Genomic DNA, 21066 nt, shown 5'->3' with positions numbered 1-21066 from the left:
CGGTCAACAATCTCACTTATTCTGCGTGTGCAGCATATAGTTCACATCCACGCCGGGGCCGAGCTTAAAGGAATTAGTGATCGGGTTGTAATGTAGCCCGGTCATATGGCGCTCTTTAAGACTGGTCTGATCCACCCAGCCCAGCAGTTCTGCCGGTTTAATAAACTTCTTCACATCATGCGTGCCTTTGGGCACCATGCGCAAAATATATTCCGCGCCGACCACCGCCATCAGCCATGACTTGCCGTTGCGGTTAAGCGTGGAGAAAAAGACATCGCCGCCCGGTTTCACCAGTTGCGCACAGGCTCTAACCACTGACTGTGGATCGGGGACGTGCTCCAGCATCTCCATGCAGGTCACCACATCATACTGTCCGGCATGTTTTGCTGCGTGTTCTTCAACGGTTTCCTGCACGTACTCCACCTGAATACCGCTTTCCAGCGCGTGTAGCTTTGCAACCTGTAGCGGTTCAAAACCCATATCCAGGCCGGTCACCGTCGCGCCTTCGCGCGCCATACTCTCAGCCAGAATGCCGCCGCCACAACCGACATCGAGCACCTTTTTGCCAAATAAACCGCCAGCACGCTCGGCAATATAGCCCAGACGCAGCGGGTTAATGCGGTGCAGTGGTTTGAACTCGCCTTCCAGATCCCACCAGCGGGAGGCGACGGCTTCAAATTTAGCGATCTCTTCGTGGTCTACGTTATGGTTTACCGGCGATTTTTCGGCATTCATTGGCACTTCTACTCCGTAATTGGCAAGGCAATCGAGTATATCAGGCATTGGATGTGAATAAAGCGTATTGGTTTACCTCAATCTGCGCGGCTGTGTTATAATTTGCGACCTTTGAATCCGGGATACAGTAGAGGGATAGCGGTTAGATGAGCGACCTTGCGAGAGAAATTACACCGGTCAACATTGAGGAAGAGCTGAAGAGCTCCTATCTGGATTATGCGATGTCGGTCATTGTTGGCCGTGCGCTGCCAGATGTCCGAGATGGCCTGAAGCCGGTACACCGTCGCGTACTTTACGCCATGAACGTACTAGGCAATGACTGGAACAAAGCCTATAAAAAATCTGCCCGTGTCGTTGGTGACGTAATCGGTAAATACCATCCCCATGGTGACTCGGCGGTCTATGACACGATCGTCCGTATGGCGCAGCCATTTTCGCTGCGTTACATGCTGGTAGACGGTCAGGGTAACTTCGGTTCTATCGACGGCGACTCTGCGGCGGCAATGCGTTATACGGAAATCCGTCTGGCGAAAATTGCCCATGAACTGATGGCCGATCTCGAAAAAGAGACGGTCGATTTCGTTGATAACTATGACGGTACGGAAAAAATTCCGGACGTCATGCCGACCAAAATTCCTAACCTGCTGGTGAACGGTTCTTCCGGTATCGCCGTAGGTATGGCAACCAACATCCCGCCACACAACCTGACGGAAGTCATCAACGGTTGTCTGGCGTATATCGATGATGAAGACATCAGCATTGAAGGGCTGATGGAACACATCCCGGGGCCGGACTTCCCGACGGCGGCAATCATTAACGGTCGTCGCGGTATTGAAGAAGCTTACCGTACCGGTCGCGGCAAGGTATATATCCGCGCCCGTGCTGAAGTGGAAGTTGACGCCAAAACCGGGCGTGAAACCATTATCGTCCACGAAATTCCGTATCAGGTGAACAAAGCGCGCCTGATTGAGAAGATTGCGGAACTGGTAAAAGAAAAACGCGTGGAAGGCATCAGCGCGCTGCGTGACGAGTCTGACAAAGACGGTATGCGCATCGTGATTGAAGTTAAACGCGATGCGGTCGGTGAAGTGGTGCTCAACAACCTCTACTCCCAGACCCAGCTGCAGGTTTCTTTCGGTATCAACATGGTTGCATTGCACCATGGTCAGCCGAAGATCATGAACCTGAAAGACATTATCGCTGCGTTTGTCCGTCACCGTCGCGAAGTGGTGACCCGTCGTACCATTTTCGAACTGCGTAAAGCCCGCGATCGTGCTCATATCCTTGAAGCATTAGCCGTAGCACTGGCGAACATCGACCCGATCATTGAACTGATCCGTCATGCGCCGACGCCTGCAGAAGCGAAAACCGCGCTGGTTGCTAATCCGTGGCAGCTGGGCAACGTTGCCGCGATGCTGGAGCGTGCGGGTGACGATGCTGCGCGTCCGGAATGGCTGGAGCCAGAGTTCGGCGTGCGTGACGGTCTGTACTACCTGACCGAACAGCAAGCTCAGGCAATTCTGGATCTGCGTTTGCAGAAACTGACCGGCCTTGAGCACGAAAAACTGCTCGATGAATACAAAGAGCTGCTGGATCAGATCGCGGAACTGCTGCGTATTCTGGGTAGCGCCGATCGTCTGATGGAAGTGATCCGCGAAGAGCTGGAACTGGTTCGTGAACAGTTCGGCGACAAACGTCGTACTGAAATCACTGCCAACAGCGCCGACATCAACCTGGAAGATCTGATCACCCAGGAAGATGTGGTCGTGACGCTCTCTCACCAGGGCTACGTGAAGTACCAGCCGCTTTCGGAATACGAAGCGCAGCGTCGTGGCGGGAAAGGTAAATCTGCCGCACGTATTAAAGAAGAAGACTTTATCGACCGACTGCTGGTGGCGAACACCCACGATCATATCCTGTGCTTCTCCAGCCGTGGTCGCGTCTATTCGATGAAGGTTTATCAGTTGCCGGAAGCTTCTCGTGGTGCACGTGGTCGTCCGATCGTCAACCTGCTGCCGCTGGAACAGGACGAACGTATCACCGCGATCCTGCCTGTGACCGAGTTTGAAGAAGGCGTGAAAGTCTTCATGGCGACGGCTAACGGTACTGTGAAGAAAACCGTCCTCACCGAATTCAACCGTCTGCGTACCGCCGGTAAAGTGGCGATCAAGCTGGTTGAAGGCGATGAGCTGATCGGCGTTGACCTGACCAGTGGCGAAGACGAAGTAATGCTGTTCTCCGCCGAAGGTAAAGTGGTGCGCTTTAAAGAGTCTTCTGTCCGTGCGATGGGCTGCAACACCACGGGTGTTCGCGGTATTCGTTTAGGCGAAGGCGATAAAGTCGTGTCTCTGATCGTACCGCGTGGCGATGGCGCAATCCTTACTGCAACACAAAACGGTTACGGTAAACGTACTGCGGTGGCGGAATACCCAACTAAGTCGCGTGCGACGAAAGGGGTTATCTCCATCAAAGTGACTGAACGTAACGGTTTAGTGGTTGGTGCGGTACAGGTTGATGACTGCGATCAGATCATGATGATCACCGATGCCGGTACGCTGGTACGTACCCGCGTTTCAGAAATCAGCATCGTGGGTCGTAACACCCAGGGCGTGATCCTCATCCGTACTGCGGAAGATGAAAACGTAGTGGGTCTGCAACGTGTTGCTGAACCGGTTGACGAGGAAGATCTGGATACCATCGATGGCAGTGCTGCGGAAGGGGACGATGAAATCGCTCCGGAAGTGGACGTTGACGACGAGCCAGAAGAAGAATAATTTTATTTATTCATGTCAAAAGGGAGCCATCTCCCTTTTTTGAATTGAAAAGTCCAGGCTGCAAAGTCTGGGCTTTTGTCGTATTAGGGCGCGATAAAGTTGTGCATCGCCCATAAAAAATGGCTGGCTTTACACAAGGAATGTGGCAATGAGTGGTGAAAAAAAGCGAAAGGCTGGCGGTTTTATGGCCTTGTAGGTTTTGGTGCAATAGCCCTACTTTCCGCTGGCGTCTGGGCATTGAAGGCAGCAACAGCGTGCAGGTCATCAGCCCGGGTGGGCAAAGCCGACAAAAAATGCAGTTTTACTCAACGCCGGGTACAGGAACGATTCGTGCACGTTTACGGCTGGTTCTCTCGTGGGATACGGATAATACCGACCTCGATCTTCATGTCGTTACGCCTGATGGCGAACACGCCTGGTACGGTAACACGGTGCTGAAAAACAGTGGCGCACTGGATATGGATGTCACGACGGGGTACGGACCCGAGATTTTCGCCATGCCAGCGCCAGTTCACGGGCGTTATCAGGTGTATATCAACTACTATGGCGGACGCAGCGAAACGGAATTAACCACCGCCCAACTGACGCTGATCACCGATGAAGGATCGGTCAATGAGAAACAGGAAACATTTATTGTACCGATGCGTAATGCTGGCGAGCTGACGCTGGTGAAAAGTTTTGACTGGTAATTAATGAGGTTACTTTCACTGTCGATGTTTAAGAAAACGCCCGATGACTTTCGCTATCGGGCGTTTTTGTTGGTTAATTCAATCGTTCAATCACCATCGCAATTCCCTGACCGCCGCCAATGCACAGCGTCGCCAGACCCAGCGTTTTATCGCGAGCCTGCATTGCATGTAATAGTGTGACCAGAATACGTGCACCGCTGGCGCCGATAGGATGCCCCAGCGCGATGGCTCCGCCGTTGACATTCACTTTCTCAGGATCAAAGCCCAGGGTTTTCCCAACGGCAAGGAACTGCGCGGCAAATGCTTCATTGGCTTCGATGAGATCAATGTCTGCCAGTTGCAGCCCCGCCAGTTGTAACGCTTTTTGCGTGGCAGGTACTGGCCCCATACCCATCAATGCAGGGGGCACGCCACCGCTGGCATAGCTTTTAATGCGTGCCAGTGGTTTTAGGCCTGCCGCCAGCGCCGCAGATTCTTCCATAATCACCAGTGCGGCAGCCCCATCGTTAATGCCAGACGCGTTCCCGGCGGTGACCGTTCCGGCTTTGTCGAAGGCCGGGCGCAATGCAGCAAGAGCTTCTGCAGTAGAATCTACTTTCGGGAATTCATCGCGATCGAAGACGATGTTTTTCTTCCGTGTGACAACATTTACCGGGACAATTTCGGCGGTAAAAGCACCGGACTCAATGGCTGCTGCCGCTTTACGCTGTGAATGTAGCGCCAGTTCATCCTGCATTTCACGGGTAATTCCGTACTCTTTGGCAACGTTCTCGGCGGTAATACCCATATGATAACCGTGAGTGGCGCACATCAGGCCATCGCGCAGGATCACGTCATAAACCTGTCCGTCTCCAAGACGATAACCAGAGCGTGCTTTTGCATCGAGTAAATAGGGCGCTAAACTCATGTTCTCCATTCCACCCGCTACGATGCTCTGTGCCTGACCGGCCTGAATTGCCTGGGCGGCAAGCGCCACGCTTTTCAGACCAGAACCACATACTTTGTTGACCGTAAATCCGCACACCGTTTCTGCCAGTCCGCTTTTTAGCAGTGCCTGACGAGCCGGATTTTGCCCCAGCCCGGCCTGCAATACGTTACCCATAATCACTTCATCGACGTGTTGTGAATCGAGTTTTGCGCGTTCAATGGCGGCCTGAATTACTGTTGCCCCCAGATCGATGGCGCTGGTGGAGGCGAGTGAACCATTAAAACTACCGATGGCAGTACGTACCGCACTGACGATGACACAATTTTTCATTTTATATTCCTTCTGTCTGTAGAGTTGCCGTCAGAACAGCGTTAAACCAATGACGAAAATGACGCCGGAGAAGAGCAGGGCAGTGATGCAATAGCCCATGATGTCGCGGACACCGAGCCCGGCGATTGCCAGTGCTGGCAGCGCCCAGAACGGTTGTGCCATGTTCATCCATTGCTCGCCGTAGGCGATCGCCATTACCGATTTACCGAGATCAGCGCCCAGCGCCTGGGCTGCGGGTATCACGAAAGGTCCCTGAATAACCCAGTGACCGCCGCCAGACGGAACGGCGAAGTTAATCAGTGCAGAACTAAAGAAGGCCATTACCGGGAAGGTGTCTTTGTTCGCAACATTGATGAAGAATTCGGTAATGAGTCCGCCCAGACCGGAGTGCTCCATCATCAGTTGGATCCCGGCGTAGAAGGGGAATTGCACCAGAATACCGGCGGTACTGCGTGCTGCCGCGCTGATAGCACGCATATAAGCCATTGGCGTTTTATGTAGCAGCAGACCCGCAATCATAAACATCAGGTTGACGGTATTGATGGTGATGTTGAAGCCATGTTCGCTGAAGTACATTGCCAGGTAAGCGATACCGAGTGCGCCGATGATCAACGTCAGAATGCGGCTTTCTTCCAGTCGCTCGGACGGTGGAGCATCTTTCGGTAGCTGCTTTTGAAAATCAGCCTCTTCCATGAGTAGTTTTGGATCGATACTCACCACGTCAGACGGTTTTGGCATCATCATGCGGGTGATAAATGGCATCACCACAATCAATGCCACAGTGATGAAAATGTTAAAACCACTGAACAGAGTATCGCCCACCGGGATAAGCCCGGCGATATGCTCAACCGGGTTGCCCGGTGTTGCAGCCAACAGAGGCATTGAGCCAGAGAAGCCGCCACCCCAGGTGAGAAAACCAATGTAGGCGCAGGCAATGAGCAACGGATAATCAGAGCCAGGTACTCGCCGGGCGACTTCACGGGCGAACATTGCGCCGACAACCAGACCAAATCCCCAGTTGATGACACAAGCGACGGAACCGAAGAAAGTGACCAGCATGACGCCCTGTACGGGTGTTTTTGCGGCGGAGGCGGCAGTCCGCAGCAAGCTTTTCACCGGAGCAGAGCTGGCAAGGGCATGACCGGTAACGATGATCAGCGCCATCTGCATACCGAACGCCAGCAAGTTCCAGAAACCGTCACCCCACATTTTCACCATGCTGATCGGCGTTTGTGGTGTTAACCAAAGCGCGATCACGAACGTTAGCAACGTCAGCAACATGGCAAAAATCAGAGGATCGGGAAGCCACCGGCTGACAAAACGCGTCATAAAACGTGAGATGCGACCAATCATAAATCACCCCGTTGCGTATTCAGATCGGCGGCTACTTCAAACTGAGCTTCGGTTTTGGCACGCACGGTGGCTAAATCACACCCGTCGGCAATTTCGGTGAGCCACATTTTGCCGTCAATAAAACGAAAGACAGCCAGTTCAGTGACCAGCATATGCACCGCGTGTTGCGCAGTGAGCGGCATGGTGCAGCGGCGCAAAATTTTCGGTGAACCATCTTTGGCGCAATGTTCCATGGCAATGATCACTTTGCGCGCCCCGGTCACCAGATCCATCGCGCCACCCATACCGGGCACCATTTTTCCAGGCACTACCCAGTTCGCGAGGTTGGCTTCTTCGTCTACCTGCAAACCACCGAGCACGCAGGCATCAATATGACCGCCACGGATCAGCGCAAATGACATGGCGCTGTCAAACATGGCTGCGCCGGGTAAAACGCCGCATGGTTGTCCGCCTGCGTTAACCAGATCTGGATGCGCTGTCGTGACCGGGCCTAAACCGAGGAAGCCGTTTTCCGATTGCAGAGTGATATGAATGCCTTCTGGCAAATAGTTGGCGACCATCGTCGGCAGACCAATGCCCAGATTCACGATGTCACCATCACGAAGCTCTTGTGCCACACGGCGCGCAATACGTTGTTTCGCATCCATTATTTGCTCTCCTGTGAAACGATGATGTGGTCGATAACGGCACCAGGGGTGACAATATGGTCAGGTTGCAGCTCGCCGACTTCGACCAGTTCATCTGGCTCCACCAGCGTGATATCAGCCGCAAGGGCAATCAGGGGGTTAAAGTTGCGGGCGCTAAGTTGATAGGTCAGGTTGCCAAGTGTGTCGCAACGATGAGCGCGAATGAGCGCCAGGTCGGCGCGCAGCGGGCGTTCAAGCAGCCAGGTTTTGCCGTCGAGTGTCAGTGTCTGTTTGCCTTCCTCTACGACGGTGCCGACACCGGTTGGAGTGAGAAAACCACCAAGTCCAGCGCCACCACAGCGAATTTGCTCGATTAGCGTACCTTGTGGCACCAGAACGACGTCCATTTCACCAGATATCATGCGCCGACCTGTTTCCGGGTTGGTGCCGATATGTGAAGCAATCACTTTGCGGACTCGACCATTGACGATGAGCGGACCGATGCCGGTATCAACAAACGCGGTATCATTGGCTATCAATGTCAGGTCGCGAACACCAGATTCCAGTAATGCTTCAACCAGGCGGGATGGAGTGCCAATCCCCATAAATCCGCCCACCATGATGGTCATGCCGTCACGAAAGAAGCCGGAGGCGTCTTGTAATGTCATCAATTTTGTTTTCATTATTTATCCCTCTTACATACACCGTTGTGGGTACAGTCAGGGAATAGCAAGGGGAGTGCCAGAATGAGAATATTTGATGTTGTTTTTAACTAATTGAATATAAAAGGATAAATAAGGTGGGGATTAAGAAGGAGGATGATTGGCTATGCAGAAATTTGCGCACTGTGCAAATTTCTGCATAGCAAGTTTTGGTGTTATACATCCGCCGGATCGATACCGTATTCCTGGAGTTTATACATCAATGCACGGCGACTGATACCCAGCATCAAAGCGGTGCGGGTTCGGTTTCCGTCCTGTTGTTCCAGCACTTCCATAATGATGCGTTTTTCGACGCGTTTAATTTCCTCTTTTAAATTACGCTCACCGACAGGGGCTGTTTTTGCCTCACCAGCATTACAGACTGGCTGACGAATCTGTGGCGGAAGATCCTCAGAAAAAATGATCGGACCTGAGTTCATTACGACGGCGCGTTCAATGACGTTGGAAAGCTCTCGAATATTTCCCGGCCATGACCAGGCGGTAAGCAGTGACATTGCCATCGGATCGATGTCGATAATATCGCGCTGATTCTCACTACTGAATTTTTGCAAAAAGTGATTAGCTAACAGGGAAATATCTTCCCGGCGATCGCGCAGAGGCGGCAGTATTAAATGAATAACGTTAAGGCGATAAAAGAGATCTTCACGGAAGGTGCCTTCTTTTACCATTGCCTGCAAGTCGCGGTTGGTGGCAGCAATGATGCGGATATCAACTTTTATGGTCTGATGGCCGCCAATCCGTTCAAATTCCCGTTCCTGCAGAATGCGTAGTAATTTGGCTTGCAGTACCAGCGGCATTTCGCCAATTTCGTCGAGGAGCAGAGTACCTTCGTTGGCACGTTCAAATAATCCCTGACGCAAGGTTTGTGCACCAGTAAATGCACCTTTTTCATGACCAAACAGTTCACTTTCGAGCAACGATTCCGGCAGCGCCGCGCAGTTGACTTTAATGAACGGCCCCTTTGCCCGCCGCGAATTGTAGTGAATCGCTCTGGCAATCAACTCTTTCCCGGTGCCGCTTTCACCGCTAATCAAGACGCTGGCCTGAGAAAGGGCAATTTTGGCGGTGTCTTTGCAGATGTCCATCATCGCCGGGCTGTTGGTGAGAATGTGCCCCCATTGCCAGCTGGTGCTCAATGCCTGGTGCAGATGGCGGATCTCTTTTTTCATTGACTGGAGTTGTAAAGCGCGCTGAACGATTAAATTCAACTCATCGAGATCAAACGGTTTGATAACATAGTCGAAGGCTCCGCAGCGTAGTGCTTCGACGGCGGTTTCCACTTCAGCATAGGCCGTCATCAGAATAACGGGTGTCCGGGTCTCATGACTGCGCATCTCCTTTAGTGCCTTGATGCCGTCCATCTCAGGCATACGGATATCCATCAACACCACGTCGGGGTGAATATCGGCAAACAGGTGTAATGCGGTGCGTCCGTTGTTCGCACAATGTGTTTCGTATCCTTGTAGTGCAAAAGCGGTGCTCAGCATACGGCGAACATTATCTTCATCATCAACAATAAGGATGCGATTAATAGCGGTCATACAGTCTGATTTCCCTGCGGGTTGATCGGTAAAATAAGGGTGAAGGTTGCGCCGTAGCCCGGCAAACTGGTGACGCGAATATCCCCCTGATGGGCATTAATGATGCGTTGACTTAACGCCAGACCAAGCCCGGTTCCTGAGGCTTTGGTGGTGAAAAAGGGATCGAAGATCTTTTTTTGCAGCGAGAGATCAATGCCACAGCCGTTGTCTTCTATCGAAATAGCCTGTTGTGAGTCGCTGTACTGCCAGGTTCGAATGCGAATTTTCCCTCGTGCACTGATAGCCTGGACGGCATTGATCAGGATATTCAGGAGTACCTGTTTGAGCAGTTCGCGATCGGCACTAATCGGGCTTAATTCATTGTCCAGTTCGCTTATGAAGTCGACTCGCGCTTGTACGCCGGCGGTTTGCACCAGTACCAGAGTTTCTTCAACCAATGCATTGAGGCTGACTTGTTGCCATTGACTGTGGCGTGGGCGTGAAAAATCGAGCAATTGCTGAATGACTTTGTTAATTGAGTCGATTTCTTTGAGTACTACAGAAAGATATTCCTGATGTATTTGGTCAGTGGTTTGTTGGCGCAAGATCTGTACATAACCACGAATAGCCGTCAGCGGATTACGGACTTCATGCGCCACGCCAGCCATCAGCTCACCCAGTGTGGCGAGGCGTTCAGCTTGCGCCATGCGGCGTTGGGTTTCTTTGCGGGCAGTTAAATCAGAGAAAATCACCAAAGCACCTATCATTTCACCATGCGTGTTATGAATACGACTGGTAGTGACACTGATTTCAATGGTGCGGTCACGGCCTGGAAAACTGATCTCCAGCGCCACGTGTTCGGTGCCATGTTCCAGCGTATCCAGAACTGGACTGTAGAACTGAGTATTGTCGAACAACATGGAGTAAGGCTGCCCTACCAGTTCATGACGTTGATAGCCAGTGATGACTTCTGCTGCTGGGTTCATGGTGGTTACATCACCCTGGCGGTCGATGGCAATGACGCCATCGGCAGCGTTTTCAATAATCAGATCGTTAAGTGTCCGCGTTTCACGCAGTGCCTGGGCGAGGTTGTTAACACTCTGACTGATTTGCCCCATTTCACCGGGCAATTGTGGTAATCGAGTGGGAATATTTTGCGCCAGAGTCGAGAGGCCATCGGTGATGATATCTATATTGGCGCTCAGGCGACGGGAGAAAAGCACAATCAACAGCAGGCTTATCAGCAAACCGGCGGTGAGCACAATGATAATCCTCACATCCATTTTCCAGGCCTGGCGGCGAATATCTTCGGTTAATTCATTGGCCCAGATATAGCCGAGGATTTCACCATTACGCTCAATGGGGATCATTGAATTCAAAATATCGCCGCGCACCTGCCTGCCTGAATAAACCAAAGGGGTATTTGTACGCATGACTTCGCGACCAGGGTGATCTGCGGCAATGGTAACGCCCACATTATTCTGATATAGCGCTGAAGGCGCGTAGGTGATTATCGCATCCAGCGTTTTGTTGTAATAACCAGCGCCGATGCCAGGGAAGGCGTGAGTGATATTTTCGGTAATGGGGGCAAGTTCTGCATTTAATGCGCGGATACGCTCCTCACGCGGTAAGTCGATGTAGAGATCGTAGCGATTGCCTAGCGCCTGATTAAGCAGGTTGACCACGGCAGAAAGTTTTTTCTCTTTTTCAGATAAGACTGCTGAACGTCCTTCCGTTTCTACGATATAACCAATAGTAAGCGTTGGGACAATGACCATCAGGATTGCCATCAGGATCATTTGATTGCGTAAGCGGCGTGGATAAATCCACTTCATATAATGCATGCTGAAATCCATCAATCTTGTCCGATATATGACGATTATCGGGGGTTAAGGTGATGATTTCTCGGCGGTGTATCATATTACCGAGAAGAGAGAACATTGCGGTGGCACGCTTTTACCGCTACCTTAACCACACTCCATCGGTCACCTGAGGCGGAGCTTCGCCCCTTTGAAATACCTTGCTTCTTTTCGCACAACCCTGAAAGTCTCGCGCTATATGTTCAGAGCATTGGCGTTATTGCTCTGGTTGCTGATTGCTTTTTCATCAGTGTTTTACATCGTCAATGCCCTGCATCAGCGAGAATCTGAGATTCGTCAGGAATTTAACCTGAGTTCCGATCAGGCTCAGCGGTTTATTCAGCGCACTTCTGACGTGATAAAAGAGCTGAAGTACATTGCTGAAAATCGCTTATCTGTAGAAAATGGCGTGCTTTCCCCGCGTGGGCGAGAAACGCAAGCGGATGTGCCGGTGTTCGAACCGTTGTTTGCTGATTCCGATTGTTCCGCGATGAGTAACACCTGGCGTGGCTCTCTGGAGTCACTGGCGTGGTTTATGCGTTACTGGCGCGATAACTTTTCTGCGGCTTACGATCTCAACCGCGTATTTTTGATCGGCAGCGATAACCTCTGCATGGCAAACTTTGGCCTGCGTGATATGCCGGTTGAACGCGACACCGCCCTGAAAGCTCTGCATGAGCGCATCAATAAGTATCGTAATGCTCCGCAGGATGACAGCGGCAGCAACCTTTATTGGATCAGCGAAGGCCCGCGTCCTGGCGTTGGATATTTTTACGCGCTGACGCCGGTGTATCTGGCGAACCGTTTGCAGGCCTTGCTGGGCGTTGAACAAACCATTCGGATGGAGAACTTCTTCTTACCAGGTACATTACCGATGGGGGTTACTATCCTTGATGAGAATGGTCATACCCTGATTTCGTTGACCGGACCAGAAAGCAAAATCGAGGCTGAACCGCGTTGGATGCAGGAACGTTCCTGGTTTGGTTATACACCAGGCTTCCATGAGCTGGTGCTGAAGAAAAATCTGCCGCCATCATCGTTAAGTATTGTTTACTCGGTGCCCGTAGATCAGGTGCTGGAACGCATTCGTATGCTGATACTTAACGCTATTTTGCTGAATGTGATTGCTGGTGCGGCGCTGTTCACCCTCGCGCGGATGTACGAGCGGCGTATTTTCATTCCGGCAGAAAGTGACGCCCAGCGTCTGGAAGAACACGAGCAGTTTAATCGCAAGATTGTCGCCTCCGCACCGGTGGGGATCTGTATTTTGCGCACCGCTGATGGCGTCAATATTTTGAGTAACGAACTGGCGCATACCTATCTCAACATGCTTACGCATGAGGATCGCCAGCGGCTGACGCAAATTATCTGCGGGCAGCAGGTCAATTTTGTCGATGTCCTGACCAGCAACAATACTAATCTGCAAATCAGCTTTGTTCATTCCCGCTATCGTAATGAAAACGTGGCGATTTGCGTACTGGTCGATGTTTCTTCGCGCGTGAAGATGGAAGAGTCGTTGCAAGAGATGGCGCAGGCAGCAGAACAGGCGAGTCAGTCGAAATCGATGTTCCTTGCTACCGTCAGCCACGAGTTGCGAACGCCGCTGTATGGCATTATCGGTAACCTGGATCTGTTGCAAACCAAAGAGTTGCCGAAAGGCGTTGACCGTCTGGTGACGGCAATGAATAACTCTTCCAGCCTGCTGTTGAAAATTATCAGCGACATTCTCGATTTCTCGAAGATTGAATCGGAACAGTTAAAGATAGAGCCACGTGAGTTTTCACCGCGTGAAGTGATGAACCATATCACCGCCAACTATTTGCCGCTGGTGGTGCGAAAGCAGCTTGGTTTGTACTGCTTTATTGAACCGGATGTGCCGGTAGCTTTAAACGGCGATCCGATGCGTTTACAGCAGGTTATCTCCAATCTGTTGAGTAACGCCATTAAATTTACCGATACCGGCTGCATTGTTCTGCATGTCCGTGCTGATGGTGATTATCTTTCTATTCGTGTTCGCGATACTGGCGTGGGTATTCCGGCGAAAGAAGTGGTGCGGCTTTTTGATCCCTTCTTCCAGGTAGGGACGGGCGTACAGCGTAACTTCCAGGGAACCGGTCTGGGGCTGGCGATTTGTGAAAAATTGATCAGCATGATGGACGGTGACATCTCGGTGGAGTCTGAACCAGGCATGGGAAGCCAGTTTACGGTGCGTATTCCGCTGTATGGTGCGCAATATCCACATAAAAAAGGTGTCGAAGGATTAACGGGTAAACGCTGCTGGTTGGCGGTACGTAATGCGTCACTATGCCAGTTTATCGAAACCAGTTTGCAGCGCAGTGGTGTAATCGTTACAACATACGAAGGTCAGGAACCTTCACCAGAGGATGTGTTGATTACGGATGAGGCGCTGAGCGAAAAATGGCAGGGTAGAGCGGTGGTGACGTTCTGCCGTCGGCATATTGGTATTCCGCTGGAGAAAGCGCCCGGTGAGTGGGTGCATAGCGTCGCCTCGTCGCATGAACTGCCTGTGCTACTGGCGCGTATCTATCGGATAGAAATTGAAAATGATGATCCTGCCAACGTTCTGCCATTGATGGACAAAGATTCCACCAGCAATGACGACATGATGATTCTGGTGGTTGACGATCATCCGATTAACCGTCGCTTACTAGCCGATCAGCTCGGATCGTTGGGTTACCAGTGTAAAACGGCAAATGATGGCGTCGATGCGCTTAATGTACTAAGCAAGAATCATATCGATATCGTGCTTAGCGACGTCAACATGCCGAATATGGACGGTTACCGGTTAACGCAACGTATTCGTCAGTTAGGGCTAACGTTGCCGGTAATCGGGGTGACTGCCAATGCGTTGGCTGAAGAGAAGCAGCGGTGTCTGGAGTCCGGTATGGATAGCTGTCTGTCGAAGCCCGTGACGCTGGATGTCATAAAACAGACGCTGACGATGTATGCCGAGAGGGTCAGGAAAGCGCGGAAATCGTAGGAGCGGTCGGAGCAAACGCCTGATGCGACGCTGGCGCGTCTTATCAGGCCTTGTGTAATGTATTGAAGTATTGGGATTTGTAGGCCAGATAAGGCGTTTACGCCGCAGCCGGCGGTCGGTGCTTATCTGGCCTGTCGGGAGATTACTCTTTATCTGCCGGGCTTAAGGTCACAGAAGAGAGATAGTTCAGCAGGGCGATATCGTTCTCGACACCCAACTTCATCATCGCGGATTTCTTCTGGCTGCTGATGGTTTTGATGCTACGGTTGAGCTTTTTAGCAATCTCGGTAACCAGAAAACCTTCTGCAAACAGGCGCAGTACTTCACTCTCTTTAGGTGAGAGACGCTTGTCACCGTAACCACTGGCGCTGATTTTCTCCAGCAGACGAGATACGCTTTCCGGGGTAAATTTCTTGCCTTTTTGCAGCGCGGCGAGGGCTTTCGGCAGATCTGTAGGCGCGCCTTGCTTCAGGACGATTCCTTCGATATCCAGATCCAGTACCGCGCTAAGAATTGCCGGGTTGTTGTTCATGGTCAGAACAATGATCGACAGGCTAGGGAAATGACGCTTGATGTATTTGATCAAGGTGATCCCGTCACCGTATTTATCTCCAGGCATGGAGAGATCGGTAATCAACACGTGCGCATCCAGTTTCGGCAGGTTGTTGATCAGTGCTGTGGAATCTTCAAATTCGCCGACAACATTCACCCACTCAATTTGCTCAAGTGATTTGCGAATACCGAACAGTACTATCGGATGGTCATCGGCAATAATTACGTTCATATTGTTCATGTAATAGGCTACCTTGCTACAGCAAGCTCTTGACATAGCTGTCAATGTCGCTGATGTATTTTTCTGTTCCTGGGACATCCTTCTCGCGAATAAGATGTTCCAGCGTTTCACATAACTGCTTGCCGGGTACCAGATTTAGCATGGCAAACACGCCTTTAAGACGATGAGCCGTTTGGGCTAATGCAGCAAAGTCACTGGTTGCTGCTTCAGTATACAGCCTCTTAACATCATCCGGTACTGTGTCTACAAAGAGCGCATAATAGCCGCTGGCATGGAGTTGTGCATTTTCATCTCCACCCATAGGCGATTCTGTCACCTCTTCCTGCGCCAGTTGCACTTCAATTAATTGTAAGACCGCTTCCTGCATAGCATTGCTCATATTGAAGTTGACGCACAATTGACCAGGCCCAATTTCCCGTACGCCAGACTCATCATCGCTTAAAAGCAAGCCAGAGGCAGTAAGATTAGACGGATTATCCGTTAAAAAGATATCATAATCCTGACTAATTAATCTTTCATCGGGTGTGATACAGGTTGCACCCCAATTTTCTAACTGGCGAGTGACAATATTCCGAATTTCTGTGGAAGTTACATCCACCATCACGGTGACATCATCCAGTAAACGTTCTTCTTCCTCTTCAACGTCCGGGGTAGCAGGGAGCATTTTTATATGCACGGAGTATCGTGTGCCAAGCCCGTCCCGCGTTTTAATATTTAAATGACCGCCCAGTTTTCGCGCTAGTTGATCACTTAACCAGAATGCCAGCGGGTTCGCCTTGCCATAGCGATCGCTTTGGGTCTGGTTGATGAACGGGAAGTGCAAATTATCCATTTCATGAATACTTACACCATCTCCGGTGTCAAGAATGCGGAAAGTCAGACGTTCGTCAGAGGATTCATCCTGATCAACCTCAAGGGTAATTTTCCCCAGTTGCGTTGAGGTGACGGCATATTGCATCAACAGCAGCAAAATACGGCGTAAAGCATCGCGATCGCCACGGCGCATATCGTGTGCTTTCAGATGATTGTTAATCAGCAGTTGCAGGCCTTTGCGTTTCATTGCTGGTAGCACTGCGGGCACTACTTCATCGATTAAATCCTGTACGGAGAAAAGCTCGGTCTCGCTCTTCCAGCTATCGTCCGCAAGAATATTCGCTAGCTGAATTTCATCGACCAGGCGCACCAGCACATCAGCCTGATTTGCCAGTTGTTTGCTTTCCGGGGAGTTGAGTTTAGCCGCACTCTCCGCCAGTGACCGTGCGGGTTCTTTCAGCGCATCGCCAATGTTTTGCATAAAGGCCATCCGGCCCTGCTGGTTTTTCTCATACAGGCGCTGCGCCTGCTTGAGTTTCTTGTTCACCAGCACCTCGCGATCCTGATCGCGAATGATGAAGATTTGCGTACGCGGCGCTATCTGGCTGCGGAACATGCGAATTTCATACAGCTCGTTATTGACGGTCGCCTGAATAATCCCCTGATGCTGTTCTGCCATGGTGGTGATGTTTTGCAGATTCAAATGCGGCAGCAGATGGTCGGCAATCTTATTGCTGATAACTGTGCGATTCGATTCCTGATCGTGAACCAGCAGACCGAGTGGCAGCAGTGACACAATCTCTTCATTTATTGCTCGCAAAATACGCAGTTCGTTATTCACTGCGGTGCTGGGAACGCTTTCTGTGCTGCGCCCGGAGAAATGGCGAAAGGTGGTGTAACCAAAAAGCGCCAGTGCCAGCAAACCGATATTCAGCAGCAGTGGCAGCAGAATATTTTGCAATGTATCCAGCAGCAAAGTGCCGTAAGGAACCTGCCAGACCAGCCGCATATCGGTGGAGTTGAGCGCCGAAGAGATTTCAATCTTCGAACTATTAAAGTTAATGCTGACGCTATCCGTTGCTTCTTTCTCATTATTATTGTTATCCGCAGTACCTGCTTCTGGTTCAAGACGGAAGCTATCCAGCGGCATCCCTGGCGGGATTAAATCATTAATAGGCAGATCAAATGCAACCACTGTTGCCAGATGTCCCGGCTGGTTAAAGGTTGTACGCAAGGTAAAATAATGACCGTTCTGCCAGGCAAGACGGCGCAGGTTAGAAAAACTTTCACGTTCATCCAGGGCATTAGCCTGCTGCAGCATCTCCGCGCGACGAGAATCAACAATGTCACTGACAGTCGATTCTTTAAATCCGGAGGTGAGATCTTTTAACGGCAAGGTCGAGATAAGAATCAGGCTGTTATCCTGACCGTTCAGATAATACATCGACCACGGTACATTTTCTGCGCCCCATAATGTGTCCAGATAAGTAGACATTCGTTGGGTCATCTCAAGCGTTGAGTTGTCGTGAGAACCAAAGATCAGGGCTTCTGTTTTGCGACGCGGTTTTTCCAGATAGTAGACATCCTGTTTCAGACGCGTCTCTTGCAAACTTTCACTGGTGGAAGGTGAAGTCGTTGCAGCGATGTTGTCGTAGATCTGCCAGGTCACGTAACGCCAGGTATCGACGCGCTTTTGTATAGCATGAGTAATGTCGACAATCTGGTAGCTTTTATCTTTCAGCCAGGCGTTGACTGCGCTTTGTACCATTACACCCATCATCACCAGCAACACAATGATCAACAGTAAAAAGAAGCGGGTAATGCTCCCCGGTAGGAGTGAAAAGCGGGTCGTGGCCGTTGTCTCTTTCTGACGCATTCGTGTTTATGACCTGTTAAAACTTCGCGAAGTGATAGGGCAGTATAAAGGGTACAGTGCGAAATTCCAGACTATTACCCGATAGATGACTCTCTCTTCCTCAACGATATGTCTCGTTCTGCCAGATGAGAAATAGATGTACACACCGCATTCTGCTGTACAAATAATCTGCAAAAAAGAAGAGCGAAATTAATTACGGATAAAGAAAAGATGGCGGGAATTATATCTTGTTAATTTTTTGTGAATTATTAACAGGCGTTATAATTTTCCAGCGGTAGTACAAAAAAATAAAAGTTGTGTAAAGAAGGGTAAAAAAAAACCGGATGCGAGGCATCCGGTTGAAATAGGGGTAAACAGACATTCAGAAATGAATGACGGTAATAAATAAAGTTAATGATGATAGCGAGACATATTTTAGTTGCGAGTGAAGATTTTGTTTTGGCATTCAGTGCTATCAAGTACTTAAGAATAAGTTATTGATTTTAACCTTGAATTATTATTGCTTGATGTTAGGTGCTTATTTCGCCAATCATCAAGAATCTTAAAAAGTTCCATCATATTTACATTTTGAAACATCTATAGCGACAAATGAAACATCTTAAAAGTTTTAGTATCATATTCGTGTTGGATTATTCTGCATTTTTGGGGAGAATGGACTTGCCGACTGATTAATGAGGGTTAATCAGTATGCAGTGGCATAAAAAAGCAAATAAAGGCATATAACAGAGGGTTAATAACATGAAAGTTAAAGTACTGTCCCTCCTGGTCCCAGCTCTGCTGGTAGCAGGCGCAGCAAACGCTGCTGAAGTTTACAACAAAGACGGCAACAAATTAGATCTGTACGGTAAAGTAGACGGCCTGCACTATTTCTCTGACAACAAGTCAGAAGACGGCGACCAGACCTATGTACGTCTTGGTTTCAAAGGCGAAACTCAGGTTACTGACCAGCTGACCGGTTACGGCCAGTGGGAATATCAGATCCAGGGCAATACCTCTGAAGACAACAAAGAAAACTCCTGGACCCGTGTGGCATTCGCTGGTCTGAAATTCCAGGACGTTGGTTCTTTCGACTACGGTCGTAACTACGGCGTTGTTTACGATGTAACTTCCTGGACCGACGTTCTGCCAGAATTCGGTGGCGACACTTACGGTTCTGACAACTTCATGCAGCAGCGTGGTAACGGCTTCGCGACCTACCGTAACACCGACTTCTTCGGTCTGGTTGACGGTCTGAACTTTGCTGTTCAGTACCAGGGTAAAAACGGCAGCGTAAGCGGCGAAGGCATGACCAACAACGGTCGTGGTGCTCTGCGTCAGAACGGCGACGGCGTTGGCGGTTCTATCACTTATGATTACGAAGGCTTCGGTATCGGTGCTGCAGTTTCCAGCTCCAAACGTACTGATGCTCAGAACACCGCTGCTTACATCGGTAACGGCGACCGTGCTGAAACCTACACCGGTGGTCTGAAATACGACGCTAACAACATCTACCTGGCTGCTCAGTACACCCAGACCTACAACGCAACTCGCGTAGGTTCCCTGGGTTGGGCGAACAAAGCACAGAACTTCGAAGCTGTTGCTCAGTACCAGTTCGACTTCGGTCTGCGTCCGTCTGTAGCATACCTGCAGTCTAAAGGTAAAAACCTGGGTGTCGTTGCTGGTCGTAACTACGACGACGAAGATATCCTGAAATATGTTGATGTTGGTGCTACCTACTACTTCAACAAAAACATGTCCACCTACGTTGACTACAAAATCAACCTGCTGGACGACAACCAGTTCACCCGCGCTGCTGGCATCAACACTGATGACATCGTAGCTCTGGGTCTGGTTTACCAGTTCTAATCTCGATTTATATCGAACAAAGGGCCTGCGGGCCCTTTTTTCATTGTTTTCAGCGTACAAACGCAGTTTTTTGGTGTACTCTTGCGACCGTTCGCATGAGGATAATCACGTATGGAAATAAGCTTTACCCGCGTGGCATTGCTGGCTGCCGCGCTCTTCTTTGTTGGTTGCGATCAAAAAACACAACCCGCCAAACCCCACGCTACTGAAGTTACCGTTCTTGAAGGCAAAACGATGGGAACCTTCTGGCGTGCCAGCATCCCTGGCATTGACGCCAAACGCAGTGCTGAACTTAAAGAGAAGATTCAGACCCAGCTGAACGCCGACGATCAGCTGCTTTCGACCTATAAAAAAGACTCCGCGCTGATGCGCTTTAACGATTCGAAAAGTTTGTCACCGTGGCCGGTAAGTGAAGCGATGGCCGATATCATCACCACCTCGCTGCGCATTGGCGCCAAAACCGATGGCGCGATGGATATTACTGTCGGGCCGCTGGTGAATCTGTGGGGCTTTGGCCCGGAACAACAGCCAGTACAAATCCCGAACCAGGAACAGATCGACGCGATGAAAGCCAAAACAGGTTTGCAGCACCTGACGGTCATTAATCAGTCGCATCAGCAATATCTGCAAAAAGATCTGCCGGATTTATATGTCGATCTCTCCACCGTCGGCGAAGGTTATGCGGCAGATCATCTGGCACGCTTAATGGAGCAGGAAGGTATTTCCCGCTATCTGGTGTCGGTGGGGGGCGCGCTGAACAGCCGTGGCATGAACGGCGAAGGGCAGCCGTGGCGGGTGGCGATCCAAAAACCGACCGATAAAGAGAACGCGGTTCAGGCCGTGGTGGATATCAACGGTCACGGGATTAGCACCTCCGGCAGCTATCGCAACTATTACGAACTGGACGGCAAACGCCTTTCCCATGTTATCGATCCGCAAACCGGGCGTCCCATTGAGCACAATCTGGTCTCCGTGACCGTGATTGCCCCGACGGCGCTGGAAGCCGACGCCTGGGATACAGGTTTGATGGTGCTCGGGCCGGAGAAAGCCAAAGAAGTCGTTCGTCGGGAAGGGCTGGCGGTCTATATGATCACCAAAGAGGGCGATAGCTTTAAAACCTGGATGTCGCCGCAGTTTAAAAGCTTCCTTATTAGCGAAAAAAATTAAAGCGCAAGATTGTTGGTTTTTGCGCGATGGTGACC

Annotated in this window: 13 protein-coding genes and 2 pseudogenes; 6 read left to right on the top strand and 9 right to left on the bottom strand. The window is 50.5% G+C overall.

The features are described from left to right. Positions 1-12: 12 nt before the first annotated feature. Positions 13-735, bottom strand: a complete 723-nt coding sequence (gene ubiG, locus RGV86_RS05455) for a bifunctional 2-polyprenyl-6-hydroxyphenol methylase/3-demethylubiquinol 3-O-methyltransferase UbiG (protein ID WP_000990774.1) — start codon at positions 733-735, stop codon at positions 13-15. 146 nt (positions 736-881) lie between these two features. On the opposite strand from ubiG, the gene gyrA reads away from it, so the two are divergent. The 3 genes and pseudogenes from gyrA to RGV86_RS05440 form a co-directional block, all read left to right on the top strand. Next, entirely contained in the window at positions 882-3509 is a 2628-nt protein-coding gene (gene gyrA, locus RGV86_RS05450) for a DNA topoisomerase (ATP-hydrolyzing) subunit A (RefSeq protein ID WP_001281237.1), read from the top strand. Positions 3510-3668: 159 nt separating this feature from the next. Then, positions 3669-3758, top strand: a pseudogene (locus RGV86_RS05445) (hypothetical protein); the annotation flags it as partial. Next, positions 3749-4198 (top strand): annotated as a pseudogene (locus RGV86_RS05440) (YfaP family protein); the annotation flags it as partial. The pseudogenes RGV86_RS05445 and RGV86_RS05440, both read left to right, overlap by 10 nt. A gap of 73 nt (positions 4199-4271) precedes the next feature. On the opposite strand, the gene atoB reads toward RGV86_RS05440, so the two are convergent. The 6 genes from atoB to atoS form a co-directional block, all read right to left on the bottom strand. Beyond that, positions 4272-5456 carry an acetyl-CoA acetyltransferase gene (atoB, locus tag RGV86_RS05435; RefSeq protein ID WP_000786558.1) on the bottom strand — a complete coding sequence of 395 codons (1185 nt, stop codon included), beginning with the start codon at positions 5454-5456 and terminating at the stop codon, positions 4272-4274. Positions 5457-5486: 30 nt separating this feature from the next. Next, positions 5487-6809 (bottom strand): TIGR00366 family protein, encoded by a 1323-nt coding sequence (locus tag RGV86_RS05430; protein ID WP_074494152.1) that lies wholly within the window; start codon positions 6807-6809, stop codon positions 5487-5489. Continuing rightward, positions 6806-7456: an acetate CoA-transferase subunit beta gene (gene atoA / locus RGV86_RS05425; protein ID WP_000339060.1), complete on the bottom strand. Its 651-nt coding sequence runs from the start codon at positions 7454-7456 to the stop codon at positions 6806-6808. The genes RGV86_RS05430 and atoA overlap by 4 nt, the downstream gene beginning before the upstream one ends. Continuing rightward, positions 7456-8118, bottom strand: a complete 663-nt coding sequence (gene atoD, locus RGV86_RS05420) for an acetate CoA-transferase subunit alpha (RefSeq protein ID WP_000850524.1) — start codon at positions 8116-8118, stop codon at positions 7456-7458. The genes atoA and atoD overlap by 1 nt, the downstream gene beginning before the upstream one ends. A 194-nt stretch (positions 8119-8312) precedes the next feature. Continuing rightward, complete coding sequence (gene atoC, locus RGV86_RS05415) at positions 8313-9698, bottom strand: acetoacetate metabolism transcriptional regulator AtoC (protein ID WP_032225738.1); 1386 nt, start codon at positions 9696-9698, stop codon at positions 8313-8315. Beyond that, entirely contained in the window at positions 9695-11521 is a 1827-nt protein-coding gene (atoS, locus tag RGV86_RS05410) for a two-component system sensor histidine kinase AtoS (protein ID WP_085460954.1), read from the bottom strand. The genes atoC and atoS overlap by 4 nt, the downstream gene beginning before the upstream one ends. 166 nt (positions 11522-11687) lie before the next feature. Here atoS and rcsC point away from each other — a divergent pair, with 166 nt between their 5' ends. After that, a complete protein-coding gene (rcsC, locus tag RGV86_RS05405; RefSeq protein WP_309508404.1) occupies positions 11688-14537 on the top strand; it encodes a two-component system sensor histidine kinase RcsC in 2850 nt (949 codons plus the stop codon). Between the two features lie 142 nt (positions 14538-14679). Here rcsC and rcsB read toward each other — a convergent pair whose 3' ends face one another. Both rcsB and rcsD read right to left on the bottom strand, forming a co-directional pair. Next, positions 14680-15330 (bottom strand): response regulator transcription factor RcsB, encoded by a 651-nt coding sequence (gene rcsB / locus RGV86_RS05400; protein ID WP_001516743.1) that lies wholly within the window; start codon positions 15328-15330, stop codon positions 14680-14682. Positions 15331-15346: 16 nt separating this feature from the next. Continuing rightward, a complete protein-coding gene (rcsD, locus tag RGV86_RS05395; RefSeq protein ID WP_309508405.1) occupies positions 15347-18019 on the bottom strand; it encodes a phosphotransferase RcsD in 2673 nt (890 codons plus the stop codon). A gap of 738 nt (positions 18020-18757) precedes the next feature. Here rcsD and ompC point away from each other — a divergent pair. Then, positions 18758-19864: a porin OmpC gene (ompC, locus tag RGV86_RS05390; RefSeq protein WP_021551088.1), complete on the top strand. Its 1107-nt coding sequence runs from the start codon at positions 18758-18760 to the stop codon at positions 19862-19864. A gap of 111 nt (positions 19865-19975) precedes the next feature. Beyond that, positions 19976-21031 carry an FAD:protein FMN transferase ApbE gene (gene apbE, locus RGV86_RS05385; RefSeq protein WP_085460952.1) on the top strand — a complete coding sequence of 352 codons (1056 nt, stop codon included), beginning with the start codon at positions 19976-19978 and terminating at the stop codon, positions 21029-21031. The last annotated feature ends 35 nt before the right edge of the window (positions 21032-21066 follow it).

The organism is Escherichia ruysiae, from assembly GCF_031323975.1.
In the GTDB taxonomy this organism is placed as follows: domain Bacteria; phylum Pseudomonadota; class Gammaproteobacteria; order Enterobacterales; family Enterobacteriaceae; genus Escherichia; species Escherichia ruysiae.
This window is presented reverse-complemented; position numbering and strand designations above follow the sequence as displayed.

Bases quoted from the DNA above. Each gene is read 5' to 3' on its own strand.
- ubiG (WP_000990774.1), bottom strand. From the start codon at position 735: ATGAATGCCGAAAAATCGCCGGTAAACCATAACGTAGACCACGAAGAG.
- gyrA (WP_001281237.1), top strand. From the start codon at position 882: ATGAGCGACCTTGCGAGAGAAATTACACCGGTCAACATTGAGGAAGAG.
- atoB (WP_000786558.1), bottom strand. From the start codon at position 5,456: ATGAAAAATTGTGTCATCGTCAGTGCGGTACGTACTGCCATCGGTAGT.
- RGV86_RS05430 (WP_074494152.1), bottom strand. From the start codon at position 6,809: ATGATTGGTCGCATCTCACGTTTTATGACGCGTTTTGTCAGCCGGTGG.
- atoA (WP_000339060.1), bottom strand. From the start codon at position 7,456: ATGGATGCGAAACAACGTATTGCGCGCCGTGTGGCACAAGAGCTTCGT.
- atoD (WP_000850524.1), bottom strand. From the start codon at position 8,118: ATGAAAACAAAATTGATGACATTACAAGACGCCTCCGGCTTCTTTCGT.
- atoC (WP_032225738.1), bottom strand. From the start codon at position 9,698: ATGACCGCTATTAATCGCATCCTTATTGTTGATGATGAAGATAATGTT.
- atoS (WP_085460954.1), bottom strand. From the start codon at position 11,521: ATGCATTATATGAAGTGGATTTATCCACGCCGCTTACGCAATCAAATG.
- rcsB (WP_001516743.1), bottom strand. From the start codon at position 15,330: ATGAACAATATGAACGTAATTATTGCCGATGACCATCCGATAGTACTG.
- rcsD (WP_309508405.1), bottom strand. From the start codon at position 18,019: ATGCGTCAGAAAGAGACAACGGCCACGACCCGCTTTTCACTCCTACCG.
- ompC (WP_021551088.1), top strand. From the start codon at position 18,758: ATGAAAGTTAAAGTACTGTCCCTCCTGGTCCCAGCTCTGCTGGTAGCA.
- apbE (WP_085460952.1), top strand. From the start codon at position 19,976: ATGGAAATAAGCTTTACCCGCGTGGCATTGCTGGCTGCCGCGCTCTTC.